This is a genomic window from Sphingopyxis sp. 550A (assembly GCF_053569535.1).
In genome coordinates this window covers 3,323,110-3,342,920 of the sequence record NZ_CM131615.1, presented here as the reverse complement: position 1 = coordinate 3,342,920, position 19,811 = coordinate 3,323,110, and the positions used below count along the sequence as shown (strand labels likewise).

At 68.6% G+C, this 19,811-nt stretch carries 21 protein-coding genes; 16 read left to right on the top strand and 5 right to left on the bottom strand.

Translation table 11 applies throughout. The features are described from left to right. The first annotated feature begins 29 nt into the window (after window positions 1-29). From ACVENA_RS16155 to ACVENA_RS16145, 3 genes are read left to right on the top strand one after another with little or no spacing between them, the layout of a single operon-like run. On the top strand, window positions 30-761 hold the full coding sequence (locus ACVENA_RS16155) for a hypothetical protein (RefSeq protein ID WP_449326187.1): 732 nt from the start codon (window positions 30-32) through the stop codon (window positions 759-761). Then, window positions 758-2,857, top strand: a complete 2,100-nt coding sequence (locus ACVENA_RS16150) for a TonB-dependent receptor plug domain-containing protein (RefSeq protein WP_449326186.1) — start codon at window positions 758-760, stop codon at window positions 2,855-2,857. Before ACVENA_RS16155 ends, ACVENA_RS16150 begins: the two co-directional genes overlap by 4 nt. Before the next feature lie 20 nt (window positions 2,858-2,877). Further along, window positions 2,878-3,261: a reverse transcriptase-like protein gene (locus tag ACVENA_RS16145; protein WP_449326185.1), complete on the top strand. Its 384-nt coding sequence runs from the start codon at window positions 2,878-2,880 to the stop codon at window positions 3,259-3,261. A 7-nt stretch (window positions 3,262-3,268) separates the two neighbouring features. Here ACVENA_RS16145 and ACVENA_RS16140 read toward each other — a convergent pair whose 3' ends face one another. Then, window positions 3,269-4,294, bottom strand: a complete 1,026-nt coding sequence (locus ACVENA_RS16140; protein WP_449326184.1) for an adenosine deaminase — start codon at window positions 4,292-4,294, stop codon at window positions 3,269-3,271. Next, window positions 4,287-4,862, bottom strand: a complete 576-nt coding sequence (locus ACVENA_RS16135; RefSeq protein ID WP_449326183.1) for a phosphoribosyltransferase — start codon at window positions 4,860-4,862, stop codon at window positions 4,287-4,289. The genes ACVENA_RS16140 and ACVENA_RS16135 overlap by 8 nt, the downstream gene beginning before the upstream one ends. An 80-nt stretch (window positions 4,863-4,942) precedes the next feature. On the opposite strand from ACVENA_RS16135, the gene ACVENA_RS16130 reads away from it, so the two are divergent. Both ACVENA_RS16130 and ACVENA_RS16125 read left to right on the top strand, forming a co-directional pair. After that, window positions 4,943-5,377, top strand: coding sequence for a DUF983 domain-containing protein (locus ACVENA_RS16130; protein WP_449326182.1), 435 nt, complete (start codon window positions 4,943-4,945; stop codon window positions 5,375-5,377). Continuing rightward, window positions 5,370-6,719 carry an aminotransferase-like domain-containing protein gene (locus ACVENA_RS16125; RefSeq protein WP_449326181.1) on the top strand — a complete coding sequence of 450 codons (1,350 nt, stop codon included), beginning with the start codon at window positions 5,370-5,372 and terminating at the stop codon, window positions 6,717-6,719. The genes ACVENA_RS16130 and ACVENA_RS16125 overlap by 8 nt, the downstream gene beginning before the upstream one ends. A 152-nt stretch (window positions 6,720-6,871) precedes the next feature. Here ACVENA_RS16125 and ACVENA_RS16120 read toward each other — a convergent pair whose 3' ends face one another. Both ACVENA_RS16120 and ACVENA_RS16115 read right to left on the bottom strand, forming a co-directional pair. Continuing rightward, window positions 6,872-8,533: a M20/M25/M40 family metallo-hydrolase gene (locus ACVENA_RS16120; protein ID WP_449326180.1), complete on the bottom strand. Its 1,662-nt coding sequence runs from the start codon at window positions 8,531-8,533 to the stop codon at window positions 6,872-6,874. After that, on the bottom strand, window positions 8,530-10,728 hold the full coding sequence (locus tag ACVENA_RS16115; protein WP_449326179.1) for a prolyl oligopeptidase family serine peptidase: 2,199 nt from the start codon (window positions 10,726-10,728) through the stop codon (window positions 8,530-8,532). Before ACVENA_RS16115 ends, ACVENA_RS16120 begins: the two co-directional genes overlap by 4 nt. A 310-nt stretch (window positions 10,729-11,038) precedes the next feature. On the opposite strand from ACVENA_RS16115, the gene ACVENA_RS16110 reads away from it, so the two are divergent. The 11 genes from ACVENA_RS16110 (at window position 11,039) to gp17 (ending at window position 19,277) form a co-directional block, all read left to right on the top strand. After that, window positions 11,039-11,614 carry a hypothetical protein gene (locus ACVENA_RS16110; protein WP_449326178.1) on the top strand — a complete coding sequence of 192 codons (576 nt, stop codon included), beginning with the start codon at window positions 11,039-11,041 and terminating at the stop codon, window positions 11,612-11,614. Next, window positions 11,605-12,972, top strand: a complete 1,368-nt coding sequence (locus ACVENA_RS16105; protein ID WP_449326177.1) for a DNA-packaging protein — start codon at window positions 11,605-11,607, stop codon at window positions 12,970-12,972. Before ACVENA_RS16110 ends, ACVENA_RS16105 begins: the two co-directional genes overlap by 10 nt. Before the next feature lie 183 nt (window positions 12,973-13,155). After that, window positions 13,156-14,262, top strand: a complete 1,107-nt coding sequence (locus ACVENA_RS16100) for a phage portal protein (RefSeq protein WP_449326176.1) — start codon at window positions 13,156-13,158, stop codon at window positions 14,260-14,262. Window positions 14,263-14,276: 14 nt separating this feature from the next. Beyond that, window positions 14,277-14,585 (top strand): DUF6127 family protein, encoded by a 309-nt coding sequence (locus tag ACVENA_RS16095; protein WP_449326175.1) that lies wholly within the window; start codon window positions 14,277-14,279, stop codon window positions 14,583-14,585. A gap of 5 nt (window positions 14,586-14,590) precedes the next feature. Beyond that, window positions 14,591-15,025 (top strand): HK97 family phage prohead protease, encoded by a 435-nt coding sequence (locus ACVENA_RS16090; protein WP_449326174.1) that lies wholly within the window; start codon window positions 14,591-14,593, stop codon window positions 15,023-15,025. Window positions 15,026-15,030: 5 nt separating this feature from the next. Continuing rightward, complete coding sequence (locus ACVENA_RS16085) at window positions 15,031-16,173, top strand: phage major capsid protein (RefSeq protein ID WP_449326173.1); 1,143 nt, start codon at window positions 15,031-15,033, stop codon at window positions 16,171-16,173. Between the two features lie 204 nt (window positions 16,174-16,377). Continuing rightward, on the top strand, window positions 16,378-17,871 hold the full coding sequence (locus ACVENA_RS16080) for a tail fiber domain-containing protein (protein WP_449326172.1): 1,494 nt from the start codon (window positions 16,378-16,380) through the stop codon (window positions 17,869-17,871). Beyond that, window positions 17,868-18,023 carry a hypothetical protein gene (locus tag ACVENA_RS16075; RefSeq protein ID WP_449326171.1) on the top strand — a complete coding sequence of 52 codons (156 nt, stop codon included), beginning with the start codon at window positions 17,868-17,870 and terminating at the stop codon, window positions 18,021-18,023. The genes ACVENA_RS16080 and ACVENA_RS16075 overlap by 4 nt, the downstream gene beginning before the upstream one ends. 29 nt (window positions 18,024-18,052) lie before the next feature. Further along, window positions 18,053-18,334 carry a phage fiber-tail adaptor protein gene (locus ACVENA_RS16070; RefSeq protein ID WP_329626773.1) on the top strand — a complete coding sequence of 94 codons (282 nt, stop codon included), beginning with the start codon at window positions 18,053-18,055 and terminating at the stop codon, window positions 18,332-18,334. Further along, window positions 18,331-18,879: a head-tail connector protein gene (locus tag ACVENA_RS16065; protein WP_449326170.1), complete on the top strand. Its 549-nt coding sequence runs from the start codon at window positions 18,331-18,333 to the stop codon at window positions 18,877-18,879. The genes ACVENA_RS16070 and ACVENA_RS16065 overlap by 4 nt, the downstream gene beginning before the upstream one ends. Then, on the top strand, window positions 18,876-19,277 hold the full coding sequence (gp17, locus tag ACVENA_RS16060; RefSeq protein ID WP_449326169.1) for a tail completion protein gp17: 402 nt from the start codon (window positions 18,876-18,878) through the stop codon (window positions 19,275-19,277). The genes ACVENA_RS16065 and gp17 overlap by 4 nt, the downstream gene beginning before the upstream one ends. 174 nt (window positions 19,278-19,451) lie before the next feature. Here gp17 and ACVENA_RS16055 read toward each other — a convergent pair whose 3' ends face one another. Further along, entirely contained in the window at window positions 19,452-19,790 is a 339-nt protein-coding gene (locus ACVENA_RS16055; RefSeq protein WP_449326168.1) for a hypothetical protein, read from the bottom strand. Window positions 19,791-19,811: the final 21 nt, after the last annotated feature.

Below are 19,811 nucleotides of genomic sequence, written 5' to 3'. Positions count from 1 at the left end.
CGCCTGGCGCGTGGAGGGAGGAACACGCCATGAAGATCCTGATTCTTGCCGCTGGCACCGCCTTTTTGTCGGTCCTTGCCCAGGCCGCGCCGAACGGTGCAACCGATGCGCTGGTCGTCGATCCTATCGACTGGAAGGCGGTGCCTTCGACTGCCGCCGAACAGCATCTGCGCATCAGCCATGCATCGTCGAGTAGCGATGTGTCGTTGACCGATCGCGCCGAGTTCGGCGCCGCGCGCGCTGCGTTGCAGGGCGGCGCGGGGCCGGTGTCGTTCACCGTGTCGCACGATGCGGGGACGCTCGCTTGCTCGGGCCGGCTGACAGGCGCTTTCGCGGGTGAAGGGAGCTGTCGCTTCTCCGCCGATCCGCGGTTCGAGGCTGGATTGGCGGCGCGCGGACTGAGGCCCGATGACCGCGGCGAGCTGATCGCGATGCTGCTCGTCGATGCGACGCTCGACCTGGCCGACGGGCTGACCCGCGAAGGCGTGAAGCCCAAGGATAGCGGCGACCTGATCGCCGCCGCGGCGCTCGACGTCACCCCCGCCTATGTCCACGAATTGAAGTCGGATGCGATGGTCCTGACCGATGTCGGCGATGCGATCGCGTGCAAGGCGCTTGATGTCGACGGACCTTATGTGCGCGGCCTCGCCGCGGCGGGTTATCGCAATCTGACCGCCGACGATGTCGTCGCGATGAAGGCAATGGACGTGTCGCCCGACTATGCGCGAGCGATGAACCGGGCGCGCGGGAGCGGCCAGTGAAACTTGCCGCCAGCCTTGCGGCGGTTGCCGCCGCCCTCTCCGCCATGCCCGCTCTGGCGCAGGAGGCGGCGCCGTCCGGTGACACGCCGCCGCCCGCATCGACCGGCATCGCCGCTGGTGCGAGCAGCGCGGCGCGGCAGGTCTTCACCCCCGCCGATTTCGCGCGCTACGCGCCGAAGAACGCCTATGACATGCTGGCGCAGGTTCCGGGTTTTTCGATCCGCGACAGCGAGGACCGGCGCGGGCTGGGCCAGGCGACGGGAAACGTCCTGTTCAACGGCGAGCGGCCGTCAAACAAGGCCGACGACATGTATACCCAGCTTTCGCGCATTCCTGCGGGCAATGTCGAACGGATCGAGATCGTCGACGGCGCGACGCTCGATATCCCTGGATTGTCGGGGCAGGTCGCGAACATCGTCTATCGCGCCGACAGTTTCTCGGGCCAGTTTTCGTGGAAGCCCGAATTTCGGGCGCATTACACCGACCCGCTGCTGACCCGCGCCGACGTGTCGGTGCGCGGGCGGACGGGGCAGATTGAATATGAGGCGGCGCTGAGCAACGACGATTCGGCACGCAGCGGCGCTGGTGGCCCGACGCTCATCTATGACGGCGCGGGCAGCATCGTCGAGCGGCGCAAGGATGTCTGGAACACCCATTATGACACGCCGAAGCTGTCGGGTCGCATCACCTGGGATCCGCCGGGCGATACCGTCGCCAATCTCGGCGGCCATGTTCAGCGCAAATATGACCGCTATTACGAGGATGGCGTACGCACCGGCCCCGGCCAGCCCGACCGCCTCCGCACCGTCTATGAAAATGCCGATAGCTGGAATTACGAGGTCAGCGGCGACTATCAGTTCGGCGTCGGCCCCGGCAAGCTCAAGCTGATCGGGCTGCGCCGGTTCAGCCACGAGCCCTATTCGCAGGAGATCGTCACGATCGCCGACGACGGCACGCCCGCGACCGGCGACCGGTTCGCACAGGTCGGCGACATTGGCGAGACGATCGCGCGCGGCGAATATCAGTGGCCGATGCTCGGCGGCGATTGGCAGCTTTCGGGCGAGGCGGCGTTCAACACGCTTGACAATATCGCGTCGATCGCCACGCTCGATCCGACGGGCGCCTGGGTCGATCAGCCGTTCGACGGCGGGACCGGCGGGGTCAGCGAGGATCGCTACGAAGGGCTGCTGAGCTTCGGGCGCAAGCTCACCGACAGCTTCAGCTTTCAGTTGACCGCCGGGGCCGAGCATTCGACGATCACCCAGACCGGGCCGAACGGCCTGACGCGCAGCTTCTTCCGCCCGAAAGGGTCGCTGACGCTCGCCTGGGCGCCATCGGCCGATTTCGACGCATCGCTCAAGATCCGGCGGCGGGTGCTTCAGCTCAGCTTCTATGATTTCCTCGCGCGTGCCTTCCTCAACGACGGCAACGAGAACCAGAGCAACAATGACCTGAGGCCACAGCAGGACTGGAGCTACGAGCTCGAGATCAACCGTAAGCTGGGCGCCTGGGGATCGACCAAGCTCTATTTCGTCTATCGCGACGTCGAGGACCGGGTCGACGTGATCCCGATCGGTCCGGAAGGCGAGGCGGTCGGCAATATCGCCAAGGCCAAAGCCGGCGCGGTCGAATGGACCTCGACGATCAACCTCGACCCGGCGGGACTGAAAGGGTTCAAGATCGACACCAGCCTGCTGTTCCAGAAATCCTCGCTGCGCGATCCCTTTACCGGAGAAAAACGGCAGTGGAGCGGATTTACCGACACGGTGCTGAGTGCCGACCTGCGCCATGACATCCCCGGCAGCGACTGGGCGTGGGGCGGGCATGTCGAATATTCGCACGTTCAGCCCAATTATCGCCGCAACCAGACCGACAAGGTGTGGGAAGGTCCGGTGTGGGCGTCTGTGTTCGTCGAGCACAAGAATGTCATGGGGCTGACCGTCCGCGCCTCGATCAACAATATCACCAACGCCCGCTCGAAGCGCGACCGGACGGTCTATGAGGGACTGCGCGGCGCGAGCGAGATCGCTTTTGTCGAGGAGCGCGATCGACTGATCGGCCCGATCTTCGCCTTTTCGGTGCGCGGGAAATTCTGAGATCGGCTAGGACGGGGCGGATGATCGCGCGGCGGACCAAAATATATTTCGACGGCGGCTGCCGTCCGAATCCCGGACCGATGGAGGTCGCGGTGGTGACGGGCGGTGTCGCGATGGTCGAGCGTGATATCGGGGTCGGAAGCAGCCTTGATGCCGAATGGCTGTCGCTGATCGCGGCGCTGCGACTGGCGCGGGAGAGGGGCTTTCAGGATTTCGTGCTGCTGGGCGATGCCGCGGCGGTGATCGCGCAGGCGACGGGCAAGGTTCGGGCACATGGCCGGGTCGCGGGACATCTCGCGGCGTTTCGCGCGCTGGCGGGGGAGGGGGCGACGCCGCGCATTCGGCATATCGGCCGCGCGCAGAATCTGGCAGGAATCGCGCTGGCGAAGCTGCATCCGCGATAGCGAAGGATCAGGCGTAGGCGTCGATCGCCGCGAGATGCTTCGCCTTGTCGATCTCGCTGAGGAAGGAGCCGGTGAAGCTGTTCCGCGCCAGCGTCACGAGGTCGGCTTTCGACAGGTCGAGCGCGTCGGCGACGGCCCGATAATTCGCGTTCACATAGCCGCCGAAATAGCTGGGATCATCGCTGTTCACCGTTGCCGCCAGTCCGGCGTCGAGCATCGTCTTGAGCGGATGGTCGGCGAGGTCGCCCACGACGCAGAGCTTGAGGTTCGAGAGCGGGCAGACGGTGAGGGTCATGCCTTCGCTCGCGAGGCGCGCGATGAGAGCGGGATCTTCGAGGCTGCGGTTGCCATGGTCGATGCGGTCGACCTTGAGAAGGTCGAGCGCCTCGTGGACATAGGTGGGTGGGCCTTCCTCGCCGGCGTGGGCGACGAGCTTCAGCCCGAGGTCGCGGGCGCGGGCGAAGACACGTTCGAACTTCGACGGCGGATGGCCGACCTCGGAGGAGTCGAGGCCGACGCCCGCGATGCGGTCCAGAAAAGGCAGCGCCTCGTCGAGCGTCGCCTCGGCCTCGGCCTCGCTGAGGTGACGGAGGAAACTGAGAATGAGCTTCGAGGTCATGCCATGCTTCGCGTGTGCTTCGTCGAGCGCGCGGGTGATGCCGGTGACGATGGTCTCGAAGGCGATGCCGCGCATCGTATGACCCTGCGGGTCGAAGAAGATTTCGACGTGGCGGACGCCGTCGGCGCGGGCGCGCGCGAGATAGGCGGCGGTGAGGTCGTGGAAATCCTGCTCGGTCCGGAGAACGCCCATCCCCTGATAATAAATGTCGAGGAAATCCTGGAGGTTCGAGAAAGCATAAGCGGCGCGCACCTCCTCAACCGACGCGAAGGGGATGGCGACGCCGTTGCGTTGCGCGAGCTCGAACATTAGTTCGGGTTCGAGCGAGCCTTCGATGTGGAGATGAAGCTCGGCCTTGGGCAGGCCGGCGATGAAGGCGGCGCGCTCGTCCGCGGAAGCGAAACTGTCAGTCATGGGGCAATTCCTCCTCGCGCAAAATGATCGCCGCTTCGGGTTTGTGGCGGCGGATTTCCTCGACTGTCAGCCCGTCGATCTCGTGCGGGAAGATCAGCCAGCGATCGGTTTCGTGGACGAAGAAATCGGGTCGGAGATCGGTGACGTTGCGGCCAGGTTTGAACCAGACGGTCGCGATGCGGATGTCGCGCGGCATATTGTGGCGGCAGCGCGCGCGAAGCTCGGCGATGAAGGCGCGGATGCTGCGCCCCGAATCGAAGACGTCGTCGATGATCAGCAGCCGGTCCTCTGGGTTCAGCGTGTCGATGAGATAGCCGAGCGCGAAGACGCGCACCTGAGGGTCCTGATCGTCGATGCCTTTGTAGGACGAGGTGCGGATCGCGATATGGTCACAGTGGTGACCGTGATAGTCGAGCAGTTCCTGCACCGCGATCCCTACCGGCGCGCCGCCGCGCCAGATGCCGACGAGATGCGTCGGTTCGAACCCGCTGTCGATGACCTTCATGCCGAGCCGCAGCGAGTCGGCGAGAAGCTCGTTCGCGCTGATGTAGATTTTATCGTCGCTCATGCGCGGGAAATAATCTGCCCCTCGACATTTGTCATGCTCGGTATTATGTATGGAGTTGTGTATGGATATGGATGGTGGTGATGACCGAACTCGAAGGCCGCGACAAATGGTTGTGGATATACAGGACGGGGCTGCACGGCCTGTGTCCGCATTGCGGCGGGGGCCGGATGTTCCGGCGCTGGCTGAAGGTGCAGGAGCGTTGCCCGCAATGCGGGCTCGATTATGATTTCGCCGCGCCTGACGACGGGCCGGCCTTTTTTTCGCTCTGTTTCATCGCCTTTCCGCTGCTGTTCGTCGTCGTCTGGTTCGAGGTCGCGCTGAATCCGCCGTGGTGGATGCACCTGATCGTCTCGGTGCCGTTGATGGTTCTCCCTTGCCTTGCGGCGCTTCAGCCGATCAAGGGCTGGCTGGTCGCGTCGCAATATGTAAACCGCGCACAGGAGGCGGGCACCGACGCGCTGTGGGCGCAACTCCACGCGCGCGCCAAGGGGGAGAGCGTAGAGGGCGATGGCTGACGGCTGGATTCCCGATCTCGACCGCAGCAGCGGCGCCAAATATGTCGCGATCGCCGAGGCGATCGCGAATGCGATCGAGACCGGCGCGCTCTGCGCGGGCGACCGGCTGCCGACGCAGCGCGATCTCGCCGCACGGCTCGGGATCGACCTGACCACCGTCACCAGGGCCTATGAGCAGGCGCGCGCGCGCGGGTTGATCGGTGCGCGCGGCCGCGCCGGGAGTTTCGTGCTGCCGCAGGATGCGATTGCCGCCGGACCGCCGCCGCGCGACACGGGAATGAACATGCCGCCCGAGGTTATGGGCGGGTCGCTGCTCGCGGCGTGGGAGCGGACGTCGAGCGCGTTGCTCCGCGCACCGGGCGCGGGCGGGCGGCTGCACTATACGCCCGCGGGCGGGCGCGAGGCCGACCGCGCGGCGGGCGCGGCGCTTTTCGGACGATTGGGGCTGGCGGGCGAAGCCGATCAGGTTGTGGTGACCGCAGGGGCGCAGAATGCGCTGCACGCGATTGTCGGCGCGACGCTGGCAAAAGGCGATGTCGTGGCGTGCGGGGCGTATATCTATCCGGGTTTCCTGGGGATCGCGAAGCAGGCGGGGTTACGACTGGCGCCGCTGGCGCGGGTCGATGCGGATGCGCTGGAAACGCTCTGCCGGCGTGCGACGGTCGCCGCGCTTTATATCGTGCCGACCAACGACAATCCGACCACCGTCACGCTCGATGCCGACGAACGTGCGGCCATCGGTGCGGTGGCGCGGCGGCACGGGGTGCGGCTGATCGAGGACGACGCCTATGGACAGCTTGCCGAGCGGGCGATCGCGCCGCTGTCGAGCTTTGCGCCCGAACTCGGCTGGTATGTCGCCAGCGCGTCGAAGATCATCTCACCCGCGCTCCGCATCGCGCATGTCCGCGCGCCGTCGGTGCGGGATGCGCTGGCGATCGCGGCGGTGGGGCACGAAAGCAACGTCATGCCGCCGCCGCTGAACGCCGCGCTGATGACGCGCTGGCTGGAGGACGGGAGCCACGACCGGCTGATTGCCGAGACGCGCGCCGAAGCGGTGGCGCGGCAGGCGATCGCCGCAGAGCTGTTGCCTGCGGGGAGCTACGCCGCACATCCGTGTGGTTATCATCTGTGGGTGCCGTTGCCGGGCGGAGCCGATCCGGCGCGGATCGCGGGCGCGCTGCGCGCGACCGGGATGATGGCGATCGCGGCGGATGATTTTGCTGTGGGCGCGGTAAAGGCTCCGGCGCTGCGCGTGTCGCTGGGCGGTGCGATCGACCGCGCGGGATTGTGGCGCGGGCTGGCGGTGCTGGCGCGCGAACTGGCGGCGGTTCAGGCGGTGTAATGCAAAGCGAAGTCGGCTTTGGGATGGGAAGCGGACGATGCCCAACCATTCTCGTCATCCCGGCGAAGGCCGGGATCTCACCCTATCGACATAAAGCACCGATGAGATCCCGGCCTTCGCCGGGATGACGGAGTTCGGTCGGAAGCGGCGGCCTATTCCCGTGCTGCGGCGCTTTGGTCGCGGATCGCCTTGAATTCGCTGCCGGGCCTCCATTGTGGCCATTTGGCCGAGCGTGCGAGCTCATCACCGATCCGGTAAAAAATCCGGATATCCTGAACCGAGCCATCGAGATTCCAGCTCGCGTCCCAAGCGTCGCAGGCCTGATGGTAGCATTTGCCGGTATAGTCATCGACCCACTTCTGGCCCGCCGTCTTGCCGCCGTTCACGAGGTCGGAGGCGCCCGCGATGCCCATCATCAGCAAGACGGGAACGCCGCGCTTCGCCATGCTGAAATGGTCGGCACGGAAGAAGAGGCCGCGTTCGGGGAGGCTTTCGACCGACACGGTGCGGCCTTGGGTGGCGGCGACGCGCGCGAGGTCGTCCTCGAGGCTGCCCTGGCCCTTGCCGACGAGGATGACGTCCTTTGCGCGGCCCGCGGTCTGGAGGATGTCGATGCCGAGATTGGCGACGGTCTTTTCGACCGGATAGACGGGCGCCTGGGCATAGGCCTCGGAGCCGAGCAGGCCGCGCTCCTCGGCGGTCCAGAAGGCGAAGAGGAGGGTGCGGTCGGGCGGCGGGGCGGCCTTGAAGCCGCGCGCGATCTCGAACAGGGCGGCGACGCCGAGCGCGTCGTCATTGGCACCGGCGCGATAGATGCGGCCCTGCTCGTCGGGCTTGCCCTCGCCATAGGCGTCCCAGTGGGCGCCGTACATCACCACCTCGTCGGGGCGCTTCGCGCCGGGGATTTTGGCGAGGACATTCTGGCTTTGCACCACGTCGTGCGTCACCGGAATCGCCGCGTCGAAGGTCGTGCCGAGGTCGAACGGGCGGAAGGTGGCGCGGCGCGCGGTGAGGCGGAGCTTTGCCAGATCCTGCCCGGCATCCGCGAACAGCTTCGTCGCGGTGTCGCCCGAAATCCAGCCCTGCAATGCGAGGCTGGTCATCTTTTCGGGCGGAACGACGAGGCTGTAGTTTTCGCCGCCGGGGCTTTTCACGACGTTCCAGCCGTATCCGGCGCCGTCGGTGTCATGGACGATCAGCGCGCCAATCGCGCCGCGGCGTGCCGCCTCTTCGAACTTGTAGGTCCAGCGGCCGTAATAGGTCATCGTGCGGGCGCCGAACTTGCCGAAGCTGTCGTCGCCCTTCGTCGCGACGAAATCGGGGTCGTTGACGAGAAAGACCGCGACCTTGCCCTTGAGATCGACGCCCTTGAAATCGTCCCAGCCGCGTTCGGGAGCGTGGACGCCATAGCCGACGAAGATCATCGGCGCGCCGGCGATCGCGGCGACGTCCTTCGACTGCTGGCTCGACACATAGATGTCGGTGCCGAGGCGAAGCGGCGTCACCGTGCCCCCGCGGTCGAAGGCGAGCGTGGTCGGCGTGCCGAGGCGGGTGTGAAGCAAGGGTACCGGCTGCGTCCAGCCGCCGTCCGGCCCGGCGGGTTCGAGACCGAGCGCCTGAAGCCGGCCGATCAGATAGCCGATCGTCCGCTCCTCGCCGACCGTCCCCGGCGCGCGGCCCTGGAACTGGTCCGAGGCGAGGGTGCGGACGGTGTCGGTGAGGTTGGCGGCGCTGATGTCCTGCGCGGCGGCGGGCGCGGCGGCGAAGAAAGCGGTGGGGAAAGCGGCGGCGAGGAGAGCGGGGCGGAGGATCATGGCTGAGGGGTTTCCGAAGCGGGGGAGGAAGGCGTGGATGCGGCGGCGGCAGGTGTTTCCGTGGGCGACCCCGCCGCCGGGGTCCAGCCTTTCCGGTATTTTTCGAACCAGGCGAGGATCGCCGAGGCCTTGGCCGCCGCCTGCGACGGGCGCGCGGCGATGCCGCCGTGGCTGGCGCCGGGCACCTTGACCAGCGCGGTCGGCACCCCGCGCAGGCGCAGCGCCGTGTAATATTGCTCGGCCTCGCTGACCGGGGTGCGATAATCCTCGCTGCCGACGACGACCATCGTCGGCGTCTTGACGTTGCCGACCAGCGACAGCGGCGAGTGGCTCCAGTAAGTGGCCTGATTTTCCCACGGCATCGCGCCCAGCCAGTAGCGGCCGAAGAAGGCGGGGCCGTCGGCGGTGAGCGCCTGCGTCGTCCAGTTGATCACCGGTTTCTGGGCGACGGCGGCCTTGAAGCGGTCGGTCTTGCCGACGATCCAGCTCGTCAACACCCCGCCGCCCGAACCGCCGGTGACGAACAGCGCGTCGGGATCGGCGATGCCGAGCTCGACCGCGCGGTCGACGATGCTCATCAGGTCGAAATAGTCGTTGCCGGGGTAGTTTTTGTCGATCGCGTTCGCGAACGCCTCCCCATAGCTGGTCGAGCCGCGGGGGTTGGCCGAGAGCACGGCATAGCCCGCAGCGGCGTAAAGCTGGTTGTCGGCGGCGAAATGCGGGCCATAGGCGGCGAAGGGGCCGCCGTGGATTTCGAGGATCAGCGGCACGCGCTGCCCTTCGCGATAGCCGGGCGGCAAGGTCAGCCAGCCGTCGATCGCGAGGCCGTCGAAGCTCGACGCCGCGCTGATCTTGCGCACCTCGCCCAGCGCCTTGGTCGCGGCGAGGGTGCGGCTCAAATCGGTGAGGGTGCGCGTCTTGCCGCCCGCCGCAAGCGCGACCTCGGCCGGGCGCATGGGCGTGCCCGCGGTGAAGGCGATCGCGTCGTTGGCGGCGACCGAGAAGCTGCCGCCCGAATAGGGGCGGTCGAATTCGCTGTTCGCAAGGCCGGTGGCGACGGTCCGCACCGATCCGTCGAGGCCGATGCGCGCGACCTTGCTCTCGCCGCGCTCGTCATACTGGACATAGAGGCCGCGCCCGTCGGCGTCCCATGCGGCGCCGTCGACGCTGTAATCCCAGGCGGCGGCGAGGCGGCGGCTGCCCGATCCGTCGCGGTTCATGACGTAAAGGCCGACATTCTCATAGGCGCGTAGCCGGTCGTCGAAGCCGAGATAGGCGATCATCCGGCCGTCGGGCGAGACGAGCGGGTTCGCGTCGGGGCCCTTGCGCGTCGTGAGCTGGGTGACGGCGCCGCCGGCGACGTCGAGCGCATAGATATTGCTTTCGAGCGGATCGCTCTGCCAGTCGGGGCGGCGGTCGGCGCTGAAATAAAGCGTCGTCCCGTCGCGCGACCAGCTCAGCGGGCCGCCGTCGTGATAGGGGCCGAAGGTGAGCTGGCGCGGCGCGCCGCCGGTCGCGGCGATGAGAAAGATCTTCTCGAACCCCGGCTCGATCAGGCCCTGGCCGTCGGCGCGGAAGGTGAGGAGGTCGTGCACCTCGAGAGGGTCCGCCCATTTCGCGCCCTCGGGCTTGTTCGCGGGGGGCTTGCCGAAGCTCGGCGCTTCGTCCTTGACGAGCATCGTGTAAGCGATCGAGCGGCCGTCGGGCGACCAGGCGATGCTCGACGGGCTGGTCGGCAGGCCGGTCAGCTTCGCCGCCTCGCCGCCGTCCATCCAGCGCACCCAGAGCTGGGCGCCGCCGCCTTCGGTCGAGACATAGGCGAGGCGCCGGCCGTCGGGCGACCAGCGCGGCGAAAAGGCGTCGCCGGTGCGGCCCGCGACCGGGGTTTCGGCGCCGGTCTGGGTGTCGAGCAGCCAGATGCTGCTGACCGCGCGGTCGGCCATGATGTCGTTGGCGCGGCGGACGTAGGCGATGCGGCGCCCGTCGGGGCTGATCTGCGGATCGGCGGCGGCGGTGAGGTCGAACAGATCCTCGCCGGTGAAGCGGCGTTCGGGCCCCTTGCGCGCGCTGCCGATGGCCGAGGCCGGTCCCGCTTCGGCCGCGGCGGCCGGTTCGGAGGCGGGGCTTTCCTGAGCGAGGAGGGGCCGGGCGGCGAGGATGAGAAGGCTCGCGCCGAGCAAGGCGATTTTGCGCATCGAGTGGGTGCCCCTTTTTGCGGTGATTGGTTGAAGGTGTAACCATCTGGCGGGGAGCGTCAATCGGGCGGGGACGGGGAGCCTGTCGCTTTCGCCCCCGGCCTCGCTCAGCAGCACCGAAAGGCGGAACCCCGGATCAAGTCCGGGAGCAGAGGAAAGAGGTGACTAATAACCATATAGGTTATTTTCTATTGACATCGTCACGCTGTTATGGCACAAGTATTCCATCATGAAGAATTGCGATTCGGGCCGGCGCCCTTCCGATGCGGGAGGGTGTTGCGGCCCGTTTGGCTTTTGGGGCGAGGCGGATATGGGCGACGAACGCGAGGACGAGATTGTACCGCAGCACAATCGGCCGGTGCAGGCCAAGACCGGTAAGCCGGGCGGTTGGACCAAAGCGAAGCGCGAGGCATTTCTGGTCGAACTGGCGGCGAGCTGCAACATCGTGCGCGCGGCGGCGCTGGTAGGGATGGGGCAGAGCGGCGCCTATCGCCTGCGCAAGCGCGAACCGGATTTTGCGGCGCAATGGCAGGCGGCGCTGGAGATCGGTTACGAACGGCTGGAAACCGCACTGGTGCGCCGCGCGTTGGAGGCGGTGGGGGAGACGGTCGGCGAGTTTCCGGTCGAGGCGCTCGACGAGCGAAGCGAGCCGGTCGAAAAGATGACCGTCGATCAGGCGATCCGCATCCTGACCTTTCATCGCGAGAGCATCCGGCAGGGACAGGCGCGCACCCGCAAGGCGCAGGCGCGGCATGTCGCGACGCAGGAGGAAACCGATGCCGCCCTGATCAAGCGCATCCGCATGGTCGAACGGCAGCGTGCGGCCAATGCGCCGCCGCGCGGCGGCGAGGCGGCCCCGGACGCGTCCGAACCCCGATGCGCATAAGCGACGCCGAACTGGCCGCCACCGATCCGGCGACAAGACAGTGGCGATCGGACGGCGTGCTGGCGTGGCTGCGCGGCCTGACATCCGGAGAGTTGCGGCGCGTGCTGCGCGAACTGACCGACGCGCAGAAGGCCGAGCTGACGACGCGCTGGTACGGGTTCGAACATGACGGGCAGCGCGAGCCGCCGGGCGACTGGCGCATCTGGCTGATCCGGGCGGGACGCGGGTTCGGCAAGACGCGCGCCGGGTCGGAATGGGTGAGCCAGATCGCGCGCGACCGGCCCGGCACGCGGATCGCCCTCGTCGCGGCGACCCACGCCGACGGCGTGCGCGTGATGATCGAAGGGCCGAGCGGATTGCTCGCGGTCGCGCGGCACGGGGAAGATCCGCGCTGGGCGACCGGGCGGCGCGAGCTGGTCTTTTCGAGCGGGGCGGTGGCGACGCTCTATTCGGCGGAAGCGGGCGAAGAGCTTCGCGGGCCCGAGCATCATTTCGCCTGGTGCGACGAGCTGGCGAAATGGCGGCGCGGCGAGGCAGCGTGGGACAATCTGATGATGGGGCTGCGGCTCGGCGAACGGCCGCGCGCGGTGGTGACGACGACTCCGCGCGTCAATGCGGTGATGCGCAAGGTGATGGCGGCGCCCGGAAAGGCCGAAACGCTCGGCAGGACGCGGGAGAATCCGTGGCTGCCGGACGATTTCGTCTGCGCGATGCTCGAAAGCTATGGCGGGACGCGGCTAGGGCGGCAGGAACTCGACGGCGAATTGCTCGAGGATGTCGAGGGTGCGCTGTGGACGCGCGCGCTGGTCGAGCGGTGCCGGGTCGGCGCGGAGGAAACGGCCAAGCCAGTGCGGGTCGTCATCGGCGTCGATCCGCCGGCGACGGCGAACGGCGATGCGTGCGGGATCGTCGTCGCGGCGCTGCTGCGCGACGGCCGGCTGGCGGTGGTCGAGGATGCGAGCGTCGAGACGCCGCCGCCCGCCGTCTGGGCGCAGGCGGTCGCGGCGGCGGCGGCGCGCTGGGGTGCCGACCGGATCGTCGCGGAAAGCAATATGGGCGGCGAGATGGTCGAAAATACGTTGCGGCAGGCCGACTGCACGCTGCCGGTGGTGCCTGTGCATGCGAGCGTCGGCAAGGCGCGGCGCGCCGAGCCGATCGCGCTCGCCTATGAGCGCGGGCAGGTGGTGCATGCGGGGGCGTTCGCAGGCCTGGAGGATCAGCTTTGCGGGTTGCAGGTCGGCGGCGGCTATGCCGGGCCGGGGCGCTCGCCCGATCGGGCCGATGCCTGTGTGTGGGCGCTGGCGGCGTTGCTGGAGGGGCTGAAGAAGGGGAGGGCGCCGGGGGTCAGGCGGGTTTGATTTTGGTTTACGCGGAGGCGCGGAGAAGGATCCTGTAAAGCCCTCTCCCCTTTGGGGGAGAGGGTTGGGAGAGGGGAAGGAGGCTGTGCCGGGAAACCCCTCTCAACTTCGGCTAGCGAGCAAGCTCGCAAGCCTTCGTATCTCTCCCCTGAAGGGGAGAGAGCGGGAGCATAGGAGATCATCATGAACTGGTTTGGCCGCAAGGCCGCGCAGGGGGCTGCGCGGCCCGCCTTGTCGCGTGTATACGGGAATTGGAGTGCGCCCGCGCCGCTGTCGTGGGAGGCGCAGGTGCGCGAGGGCTATCTGGGCAATGCGATCGTCCAGCGGGCGGTGCGGCTGGTCGCCGAGGCGGCGGGGTCGGCGCCGGTGGCGGTGAGCGATCCGGGGCTGGGGGCGCTCGTCGCGGCGACGTCGGGCGGGCAGGGGCTGGTCGAGACGCTGGCGGCGCAACTGCTGCTGCATGGCAATGGCTATGTGCAGATCTTGACCGATGGCGCGGGGGCGCCGGCGGAACTGTTCGCGCTCAGGCCCGAGCGGGTGACGGTCGAGGCCGACGCGCGGGGGTGGCCGGTCGCCTATCGCTACAAGGCGGGCGGATCGACGGCGGTTCTGCCGGCCGAGGATGGTGCGGGGCGCGTCGCGGTGGTGCATGTGAAGGCGCTGCATCCGCTCGACGATCATTATGGCGCGGGGTGCCTGGGCGCCGCGGCGGGGGCGGTTGCGGCGCATAACGCGGCGGCGAAGTGGAACGCGGCCTTGCTCGACAATGCGGCGCGGCCGTCGGGGGCGCTGGTCCACGATCCGGGCGATAAAGGCATGCCGCTGTCGGCGGAGCAGGTCGACCGGCTGCGCGAGGAGCTGGCCGAGAGCTTCGCGGGCGGCGCGAATGCGGGGCGGCCCTTGCTGCTCGAGGGCGGGCTCAAGTGGCAGGCGCTGTCGCTGTCGCCTGCCGAGATGGATTTCCTGGCGCTCAAGGATTCGAGCGCGCGCGAGATCGCGATGGCTTTCGGGGTGCCGCCGATGCTGCTCGGGCTGCCGGGGGACGCGACCTATGCCAATTATCGCGAGGCCAATCGCGCGCTGTGGCGGCTGACGGTGCTGCCGCTCTGCGCGAAGATTTTGGGGGCGATTTCGCAGGGGCTCAGCGGGTGGTTCGACGGGGCCGAGCTGCGCGTCGATCTGGATCGGGTGCCGGCGCTGGTCGAGGACCGTATGACGCTGTGGCGCGAGGTGTCGGCGGCGGACTGGCTGACGGCCGAGGAGAAGAAGGCGCTGCTGGGCGTCGCCTGAACGGAGATACCGATATGGATGAGGATGAAGCGCTGGCGCGGTTGATCGCGCTGGCGGGGACGAGTGCGGGCGACGCGGCGGTGCTGCGGGCGCTGGTCGAGGAAGCGAGCGAGCTGGGGGCGCGGCGGGCGCTGGCGCGGCTGGGGCTCGCCGACGCGGCGGCGCGCGACGATGTCAGCGATTTGCGGCAACTGCTCGGCGCGTGGCGCGATGCCAAGAAGAGCGTGTGGGCGGCGGTGATCGACTGGGCGGTGCGCGGGATGCTGGCGCTGCTCGTCGTCGGGCTGGCGATGAAGCTGGGGTTTGCGGGGCTCTTGAAGTGAGGGTGTTGGCCGAACGGGCCCACCCCCCGGCCCCCTCCCGCCTGCGGGAGGGGGAGGTTCGGTTCGCAGGCTATGCGTCGGTGTTCGACCGGGTGGACCGGGGCGGCGATGTGGTGCGCGCGGGGGCGTTTGCGGCGAGCCTGACGGAAGGGCGCGCGGTGCCGCTGCTGTGGCAGCACCGGCCGGGGGCCGTTGTCGGGGTGATCGAGACATTGGCGGAGGATGCGCGCGGGCTGCGCGTCGTGGCGCGGGTGACGCATCCGACGGCGGCGGGGCTGGTCGAACGGGGCGCGCTGACGGGATTGAGCTTTGGCTATCGGGTGCGGGCTTCGCGCGGGGATCGTCCGCGCGAGCTGCTGATGCTCGACCTGGCCGAAGTGAGTCTGGTGGCGGCGCCGATGCAGCCGGCGGCGCGGGTGATCAAGGTGGTGAAGGAGTGACGAATATGGACGATATGGATGTAAAGGCGGACGCGCTCGAGGGGGCGTTCGATGCGGTGCTGGCGGCGGAAGCGGTCGATGAGCTCAAAGCCTCGGTCGCGGCGCTGAAGGCGCAGGTGGAGCGCCAAGCGGTCGCGACATCGCGGCTGCCGCTCGACGGGGCGAAGGCGGCGGCCGATCCGGCGCTGGGTGCCTTTGTCGAGCGCTATATCCGGCGCGGGATCGATGCGGGTGTCGAGATGAAGAGCCTGTCGGGCGCGTCGGGCGGCGAGGGCGGCTATGCCGTGCCGCGCGAGATCGACGGCGCGATCGCCGCGACGCTGAAGGGGCTGTCGCCGATCCGGTCGATCGCGACCGTGGTGCAGACGGGGACGAGCGGATATCGCAAGCTGATCGCGACCGGAGCGATGGGCGCGGGCTGGGTCGGTGAGACCGACGCGCGGCCGCTGACCGCCACGCGCAGCTTTGCCGAGATCGCGCCGCCCTCGGGCGAGCTTTACGCCAATCCGGCGGCGAGCCAGGCGATGCTCGACGACGCGATGTTCAACGTCGAGGACTGGCTGGCCGAGGAACTGGGGCGCGAGTTTGCGGTCGCCGAGGGCGCGGCGTTCGTGAACGGCAACGGCACCAACCGGCCCAAGGGGTTCCTGACCTATACGGCGACGAACGAGATCGACAGCGTGCGCGCCTTCGGATCGCTGCAATATCTGGCGACCGGGACCGCGGGCGCCTTTCCGGCGTCGAACCCGCAGGACAAGCTGGTCGAGCTGGTCCATTCGCTGAAGGCGCCGTATCGGCAGGGGGCGTGCTGGGTGATGAATTCGGACACGCTGGCGCGCATCCGCAAGTTCAAGACGACCGACGGCGCCTTTATCTGGCAGCCGGGGATGGTCGAGGGGCAGGCGGCGACGCTGCTGGGATACCCGGTGGTCGAGGCCGAGGATATGCCCGATGTCGGCGCGAACAGCCTGTCGGTCGCGTTCGGCAATTTCGCCGCTGGCTATCTGATCGCCGACCGGGGCGAGACGCGCATCCTGCGCGATCCGTTCAGCAACAAGCCGTTCGTGCATTTCTATGCGACCAAGAGGGTCGGTGGCGCGATCATCGATTCGCAGGCCATCAAGCTGATGAAATTCGCCGCCAGCTAAGGCTGGTGCGCGAGGGGCGTCCGGTTCCTTCCCAACCCTTTCGGGGAAGGGCCGGGCGCTACCGCCTGTATCGATCTTCCGCCCAGGGCGGTCGCTGCGCGGCCTTCACCCCCACCCAGCTTCGACTAGCGAACAAGTTCGCAAGTCTTCGCAACCCTCCCCCTTGGAGGGGGAGGGATGTTATTTGGAAAGGATGGCCCTGCCATGCCGAATCCCTTTTTCGCCGATCTGGTGCGCGAGTTCGCGCAGGACGGCGGGACCGGGCCGCTGACGCCGACCGGCGCGGTACCCGGTCACCGCTGCTTTGCCGGGACGGTGCCGCCCGATACCCCGTTTCATTATGCCGTCGCGGGGGTCGGCCAGCCCGGTCAGTGGGAGGCCGGGCTGGGCCGCCTCGACGCGAGCGGCCGCTTGCAGCGCGATACGGTCGCGGCGTCGTCGAACGGCGGCCTGCCGGTCGATTTCGCGCCGGGACTGAAGACGGTCGCGCTGACGGTGGGCGCCGGCTGGTTCGCGTCGAGCGACGCGGCCGCGGCGGCGGTCGCGGGAACGCTGGCGGTTAAGCAGCCGCTGTCGACGACGCATGCCAACGCCGAAAGCGGCGTGGTCGATGACCGGGTGACGGTGCGGCGCGGCACCGGCTGGGTGAACCTGCCGCTGGCGGCGCTCGCCTGGCGCGATGCGGGGGGACGCTATCAGATCGACGGTCCGATCGCGGCGGCGGGCGGCACCGCTGCGGCGCCCGCGATCGGCTTTGCCGCCGACGGCGACACCGGGCTGTTCCGGCCCGCGAGCGACAGCCTGGCGTTTGCGACGGGCGGCAGCGAGCGGCTGCGCGTCGATACCGCGGGCCGCGTCGGCATCGGAACGACGGCACCTGTTTCCGAACTCGATGTCGTCGGCACGGTGACGACGGGCTCCTCGGCCGCGACGTCGGGGATCACGGCGTTGGCGGTGCGGTATAATAGCGGGAGCAGCATCGCGACCTTTGGGACGCTGCGCGGCTCGGCGGCGATGGCGCTGGGCTTTTCGGTCAAACCTTCGCCGACGGTCAGCGGCGGGTGGGTGTCGTCGGTCGGCGGGGCCAGCTGGCCCCGCGCGGGCGTGACGGTCAGCGGGACGCAGATGATCGTCGCCTTTGGGCCGTCGCAGACGACCGCGGCCGGCGACCCCGTCACCCTGACCAACGGCTTTGTCGTCAATTCCAGCGGCGCGGTCACGCCCGGCGCCGACAATGGGCAGACGCTCGGCGCATCGGCGCTGCGCTGGTCGGTGGTCTATGCCGGCACCGGCGCGATCAATACGTCGGATGCCCGCGACAAGGCGTGGCGCGGCGCCTTGTCGAGCGCCGAACTGGCGGCGGCGCGGCGGATCGCCGGCGACCTCGGCTTCTATCAATGGCAGGACGCCATCGCCGAAAAGGGCGTGGACGGGGCGCGGTTGCACTTCGGGGCGCGAGCGCAGGCGGTGTGGGCGATCATGGCCGATGAAGGGCTGATCGACCCGATCGTCGAGGGGGCGCGGCCCGACAGCCGCTATGCCTTCCTCTGCTATGACGAATGGGCGGAAGATCGCGACGCGGCCGGGCAATCGGTCGTCGCCGCCGGCAATCGCTTCGGCATCCGGCCCGACCAGCTCGCGCTGTTCCTGATCGCGGCGCAGGAGGCGCGGCTCGCCGCCTTGGAGATGTCCGCATGATGGACGGTTCGGCGCTGTCGTCGCGCGCGCTGTCCGACGCCGCGCGGCGCGAGCTCGCGAGCGAATGGAGCGGCCCCGGCCCGGCGGCGACGCAGGTGGCGCTGCCGCTCGTCCGCGAGACCGGACGCCGCCTGGCCGTGCGCAAGCCGTGATCGGCGACGAGCAGAAAGAAGGACGAGAGATGACGATGGTAGCGAAGGATCCGGGGACGCGGATCGATTTCGAATTCGACTGGGCGGCCGCCTATCCCGACGGACAAGCGGTGCTCGCGAGCGACTGGGAGGTCGCGCCGACCGACGATGGCGGCGTCACGGTCGCGGCGGCGGCGCACGACCTGACGCGGACCACCGCGACGCTGGCGGGCGGCATCGCGGGGCGCGTCTATCGCGTCACCAATCGGGTGACGCTGAGCGACGGGCAGATCGACGAAAGATCGGCGGCGGTGCGGGTGGAGGAACGATGATGAGCGAAAGTCCATTGCCGGGGGCAAGCCCGGTCAGCCTGAACGAAGCGCGGGGCTGGTTACGGCTGGGAGCGACGATCGACGATGCCGTCGTCGCGGGGCTGATCCGCGCCGCGACCAATATCTGCGAGGTCTTCATCGGCCGCTGGCTGATCGTTCGCGCGGGCGAGGAGACGGTGCCGCTGGACGGCGGTGCGGTGGGGCCGGGCGTGCGGCCCGTCGTCGCGATCGACACGGTCGCACTGCTGACGCCGGGCGGCGATGAAACGGTACTGGATGCGGCGGCCTATCGCGTGCGCATCGCCCGCGACGGCGCCGCGTCGATCGCGATTCACGACGGCGCCGCCGCCGATCGCGTGCGGATCGCCTTTCGTGCGGGGATGGCGGCCGAAGCGAACGGGATTCCCGAGGCGATCCGGCAAGGCATCGTCCGCATGACGCAGCATCTGCACGAGGCGCGCGACGGAAACGGCGCCGCGCCGCCCGCGGCGATCGCGGCGCTGTGGCAGCCCTGGCGGCGGCTGACCTTGGGGGGAAGGCAGTGAGAACGGCCGAGCAGGCGCTGCGCGCGAAGGCGGTCGCGCTGCTCGCCGCCGATGCCGAGCTGGCGAGCCTGGTCCATGGCGTGTTCGACGGGATGCCGCCGCGTGCGAGCGCGCCCTGCGTATCGGTCGGCGCGGCCGATGGCGGCGACTGGGGAACCAAGGATCGTGCGGGGCGCGAAATCCGGCTGACGGTGATGCTTCACGGCGTCGGCGACAGCCTGGACGACCGCGCGGCGGCGCGGGTCGAGGCGGTCGCGGCGGGACTGCGCGGCGCCGCCGAAGGCTGGACTGTCGTCAGTGCGCGGATCGTGCGGACGCGATTCGCCCTGGTCCGCGAAGGCGGATGGCGCCGGGAGCTGGTCGTGCGGTGCCGGTGCCTGGCGGTGGATCAGGGGTGATTGCCGCGTTTGCGGCGGGAATGACGAAGATGGGAGATGTCCGGTTTTGACCGAACTCCGTCATCCCGGCGAAGGCCGGAATCCCGCCGGTGCGTCATGGCGATAGGGGGAGATCCCGGCCTTCGCCGGGATGACGGGAGCAGTTAGTAGAGTCCGCTCACCATCCCGATCCGGCTATTCGTCGACGGGCATCGTCTTGCTTGCGGAATAATCGGCGAATTTGTCGGTGAAGCTCGCGTGATAATCCTCGATCTGCATTTCGGCATTGTCGGCGGCATCCGCGGCGGAATAACCGCTGGCGGCGTTGGCCGCCGTCACGGCGGCGCGGAACGCTTCGCGCTCGGTGTCGCAGGCGCCCTTGAGCGATACTTCATATTCGGCCTCGCCCATCTTGGCCTCGAGCGATTTCTTCAAATGGCCGCGCAGGCATTTGGTGAAGGCGGCGCGCGTCGTGTCGACGGTGCCGGTCCCCGCCGGCGCCATGGTGGCCAAGAGCAAGCTGGTGATGAGCATCCTGCGACTCCCCGTTTGCAG

Bases quoted from the DNA above. Each gene is read 5' to 3' on its own strand.
- ACVENA_RS16125 (WP_449326181.1), top strand. From the start codon at position 5,370: ATGGCTGACGGCTGGATTCCCGATCTCGACCGCAGCAGCGGCGCCAAA.
- ACVENA_RS16080 (WP_449326172.1), top strand. From the start codon at position 16,378: ATGCCGAATCCCTTTTTCGCCGATCTGGTGCGCGAGTTCGCGCAGGAC.
- ACVENA_RS16075 (WP_449326171.1), top strand. From the start codon at position 17,868: ATGATGGACGGTTCGGCGCTGTCGTCGCGCGCGCTGTCCGACGCCGCG.
- ACVENA_RS16115 (WP_449326179.1), bottom strand. From the start codon at position 10,728: ATGCGCAAAATCGCCTTGCTCGGCGCGAGCCTTCTCATCCTCGCCGCC.
- ACVENA_RS16145 (WP_449326185.1), top strand. From the start codon at position 2,878: ATGATCGCGCGGCGGACCAAAATATATTTCGACGGCGGCTGCCGTCCG.
- ACVENA_RS16110 (WP_449326178.1), top strand. From the start codon at position 11,039: ATGGGCGACGAACGCGAGGACGAGATTGTACCGCAGCACAATCGGCCG.
- ACVENA_RS16055 (WP_449326168.1), bottom strand. From the start codon at position 19,790: ATGCTCATCACCAGCTTGCTCTTGGCCACCATGGCGCCGGCGGGGACC.
- ACVENA_RS16140 (WP_449326184.1), bottom strand. From the start codon at position 4,294: ATGACTGACAGTTTCGCTTCCGCGGACGAGCGCGCCGCCTTCATCGCC.
- ACVENA_RS16105 (WP_449326177.1), top strand. From the start codon at position 11,605: ATGCGCATAAGCGACGCCGAACTGGCCGCCACCGATCCGGCGACAAGA.
- ACVENA_RS16095 (WP_449326175.1), top strand. From the start codon at position 14,277: ATGGATGAGGATGAAGCGCTGGCGCGGTTGATCGCGCTGGCGGGGACG.
- ACVENA_RS16135 (WP_449326183.1), bottom strand. From the start codon at position 4,862: ATGAGCGACGATAAAATCTACATCAGCGCGAACGAGCTTCTCGCCGAC.
- ACVENA_RS16085 (WP_449326173.1), top strand. From the start codon at position 15,031: ATGGACGATATGGATGTAAAGGCGGACGCGCTCGAGGGGGCGTTCGAT.
- ACVENA_RS16155 (WP_449326187.1), top strand. From the start codon at position 30: ATGAAGATCCTGATTCTTGCCGCTGGCACCGCCTTTTTGTCGGTCCTT.
- ACVENA_RS16130 (WP_449326182.1), top strand. From the start codon at position 4,943: ATGACCGAACTCGAAGGCCGCGACAAATGGTTGTGGATATACAGGACG.
- ACVENA_RS16120 (WP_449326180.1), bottom strand. From the start codon at position 8,533: ATGATCCTCCGCCCCGCTCTCCTCGCCGCCGCTTTCCCCACCGCTTTC.
- ACVENA_RS16070 (WP_329626773.1), top strand. From the start codon at position 18,053: ATGACGATGGTAGCGAAGGATCCGGGGACGCGGATCGATTTCGAATTC.
- ACVENA_RS16100 (WP_449326176.1), top strand. From the start codon at position 13,156: ATGAACTGGTTTGGCCGCAAGGCCGCGCAGGGGGCTGCGCGGCCCGCC.
- ACVENA_RS16065 (WP_449326170.1), top strand. From the start codon at position 18,331: ATGATGAGCGAAAGTCCATTGCCGGGGGCAAGCCCGGTCAGCCTGAAC.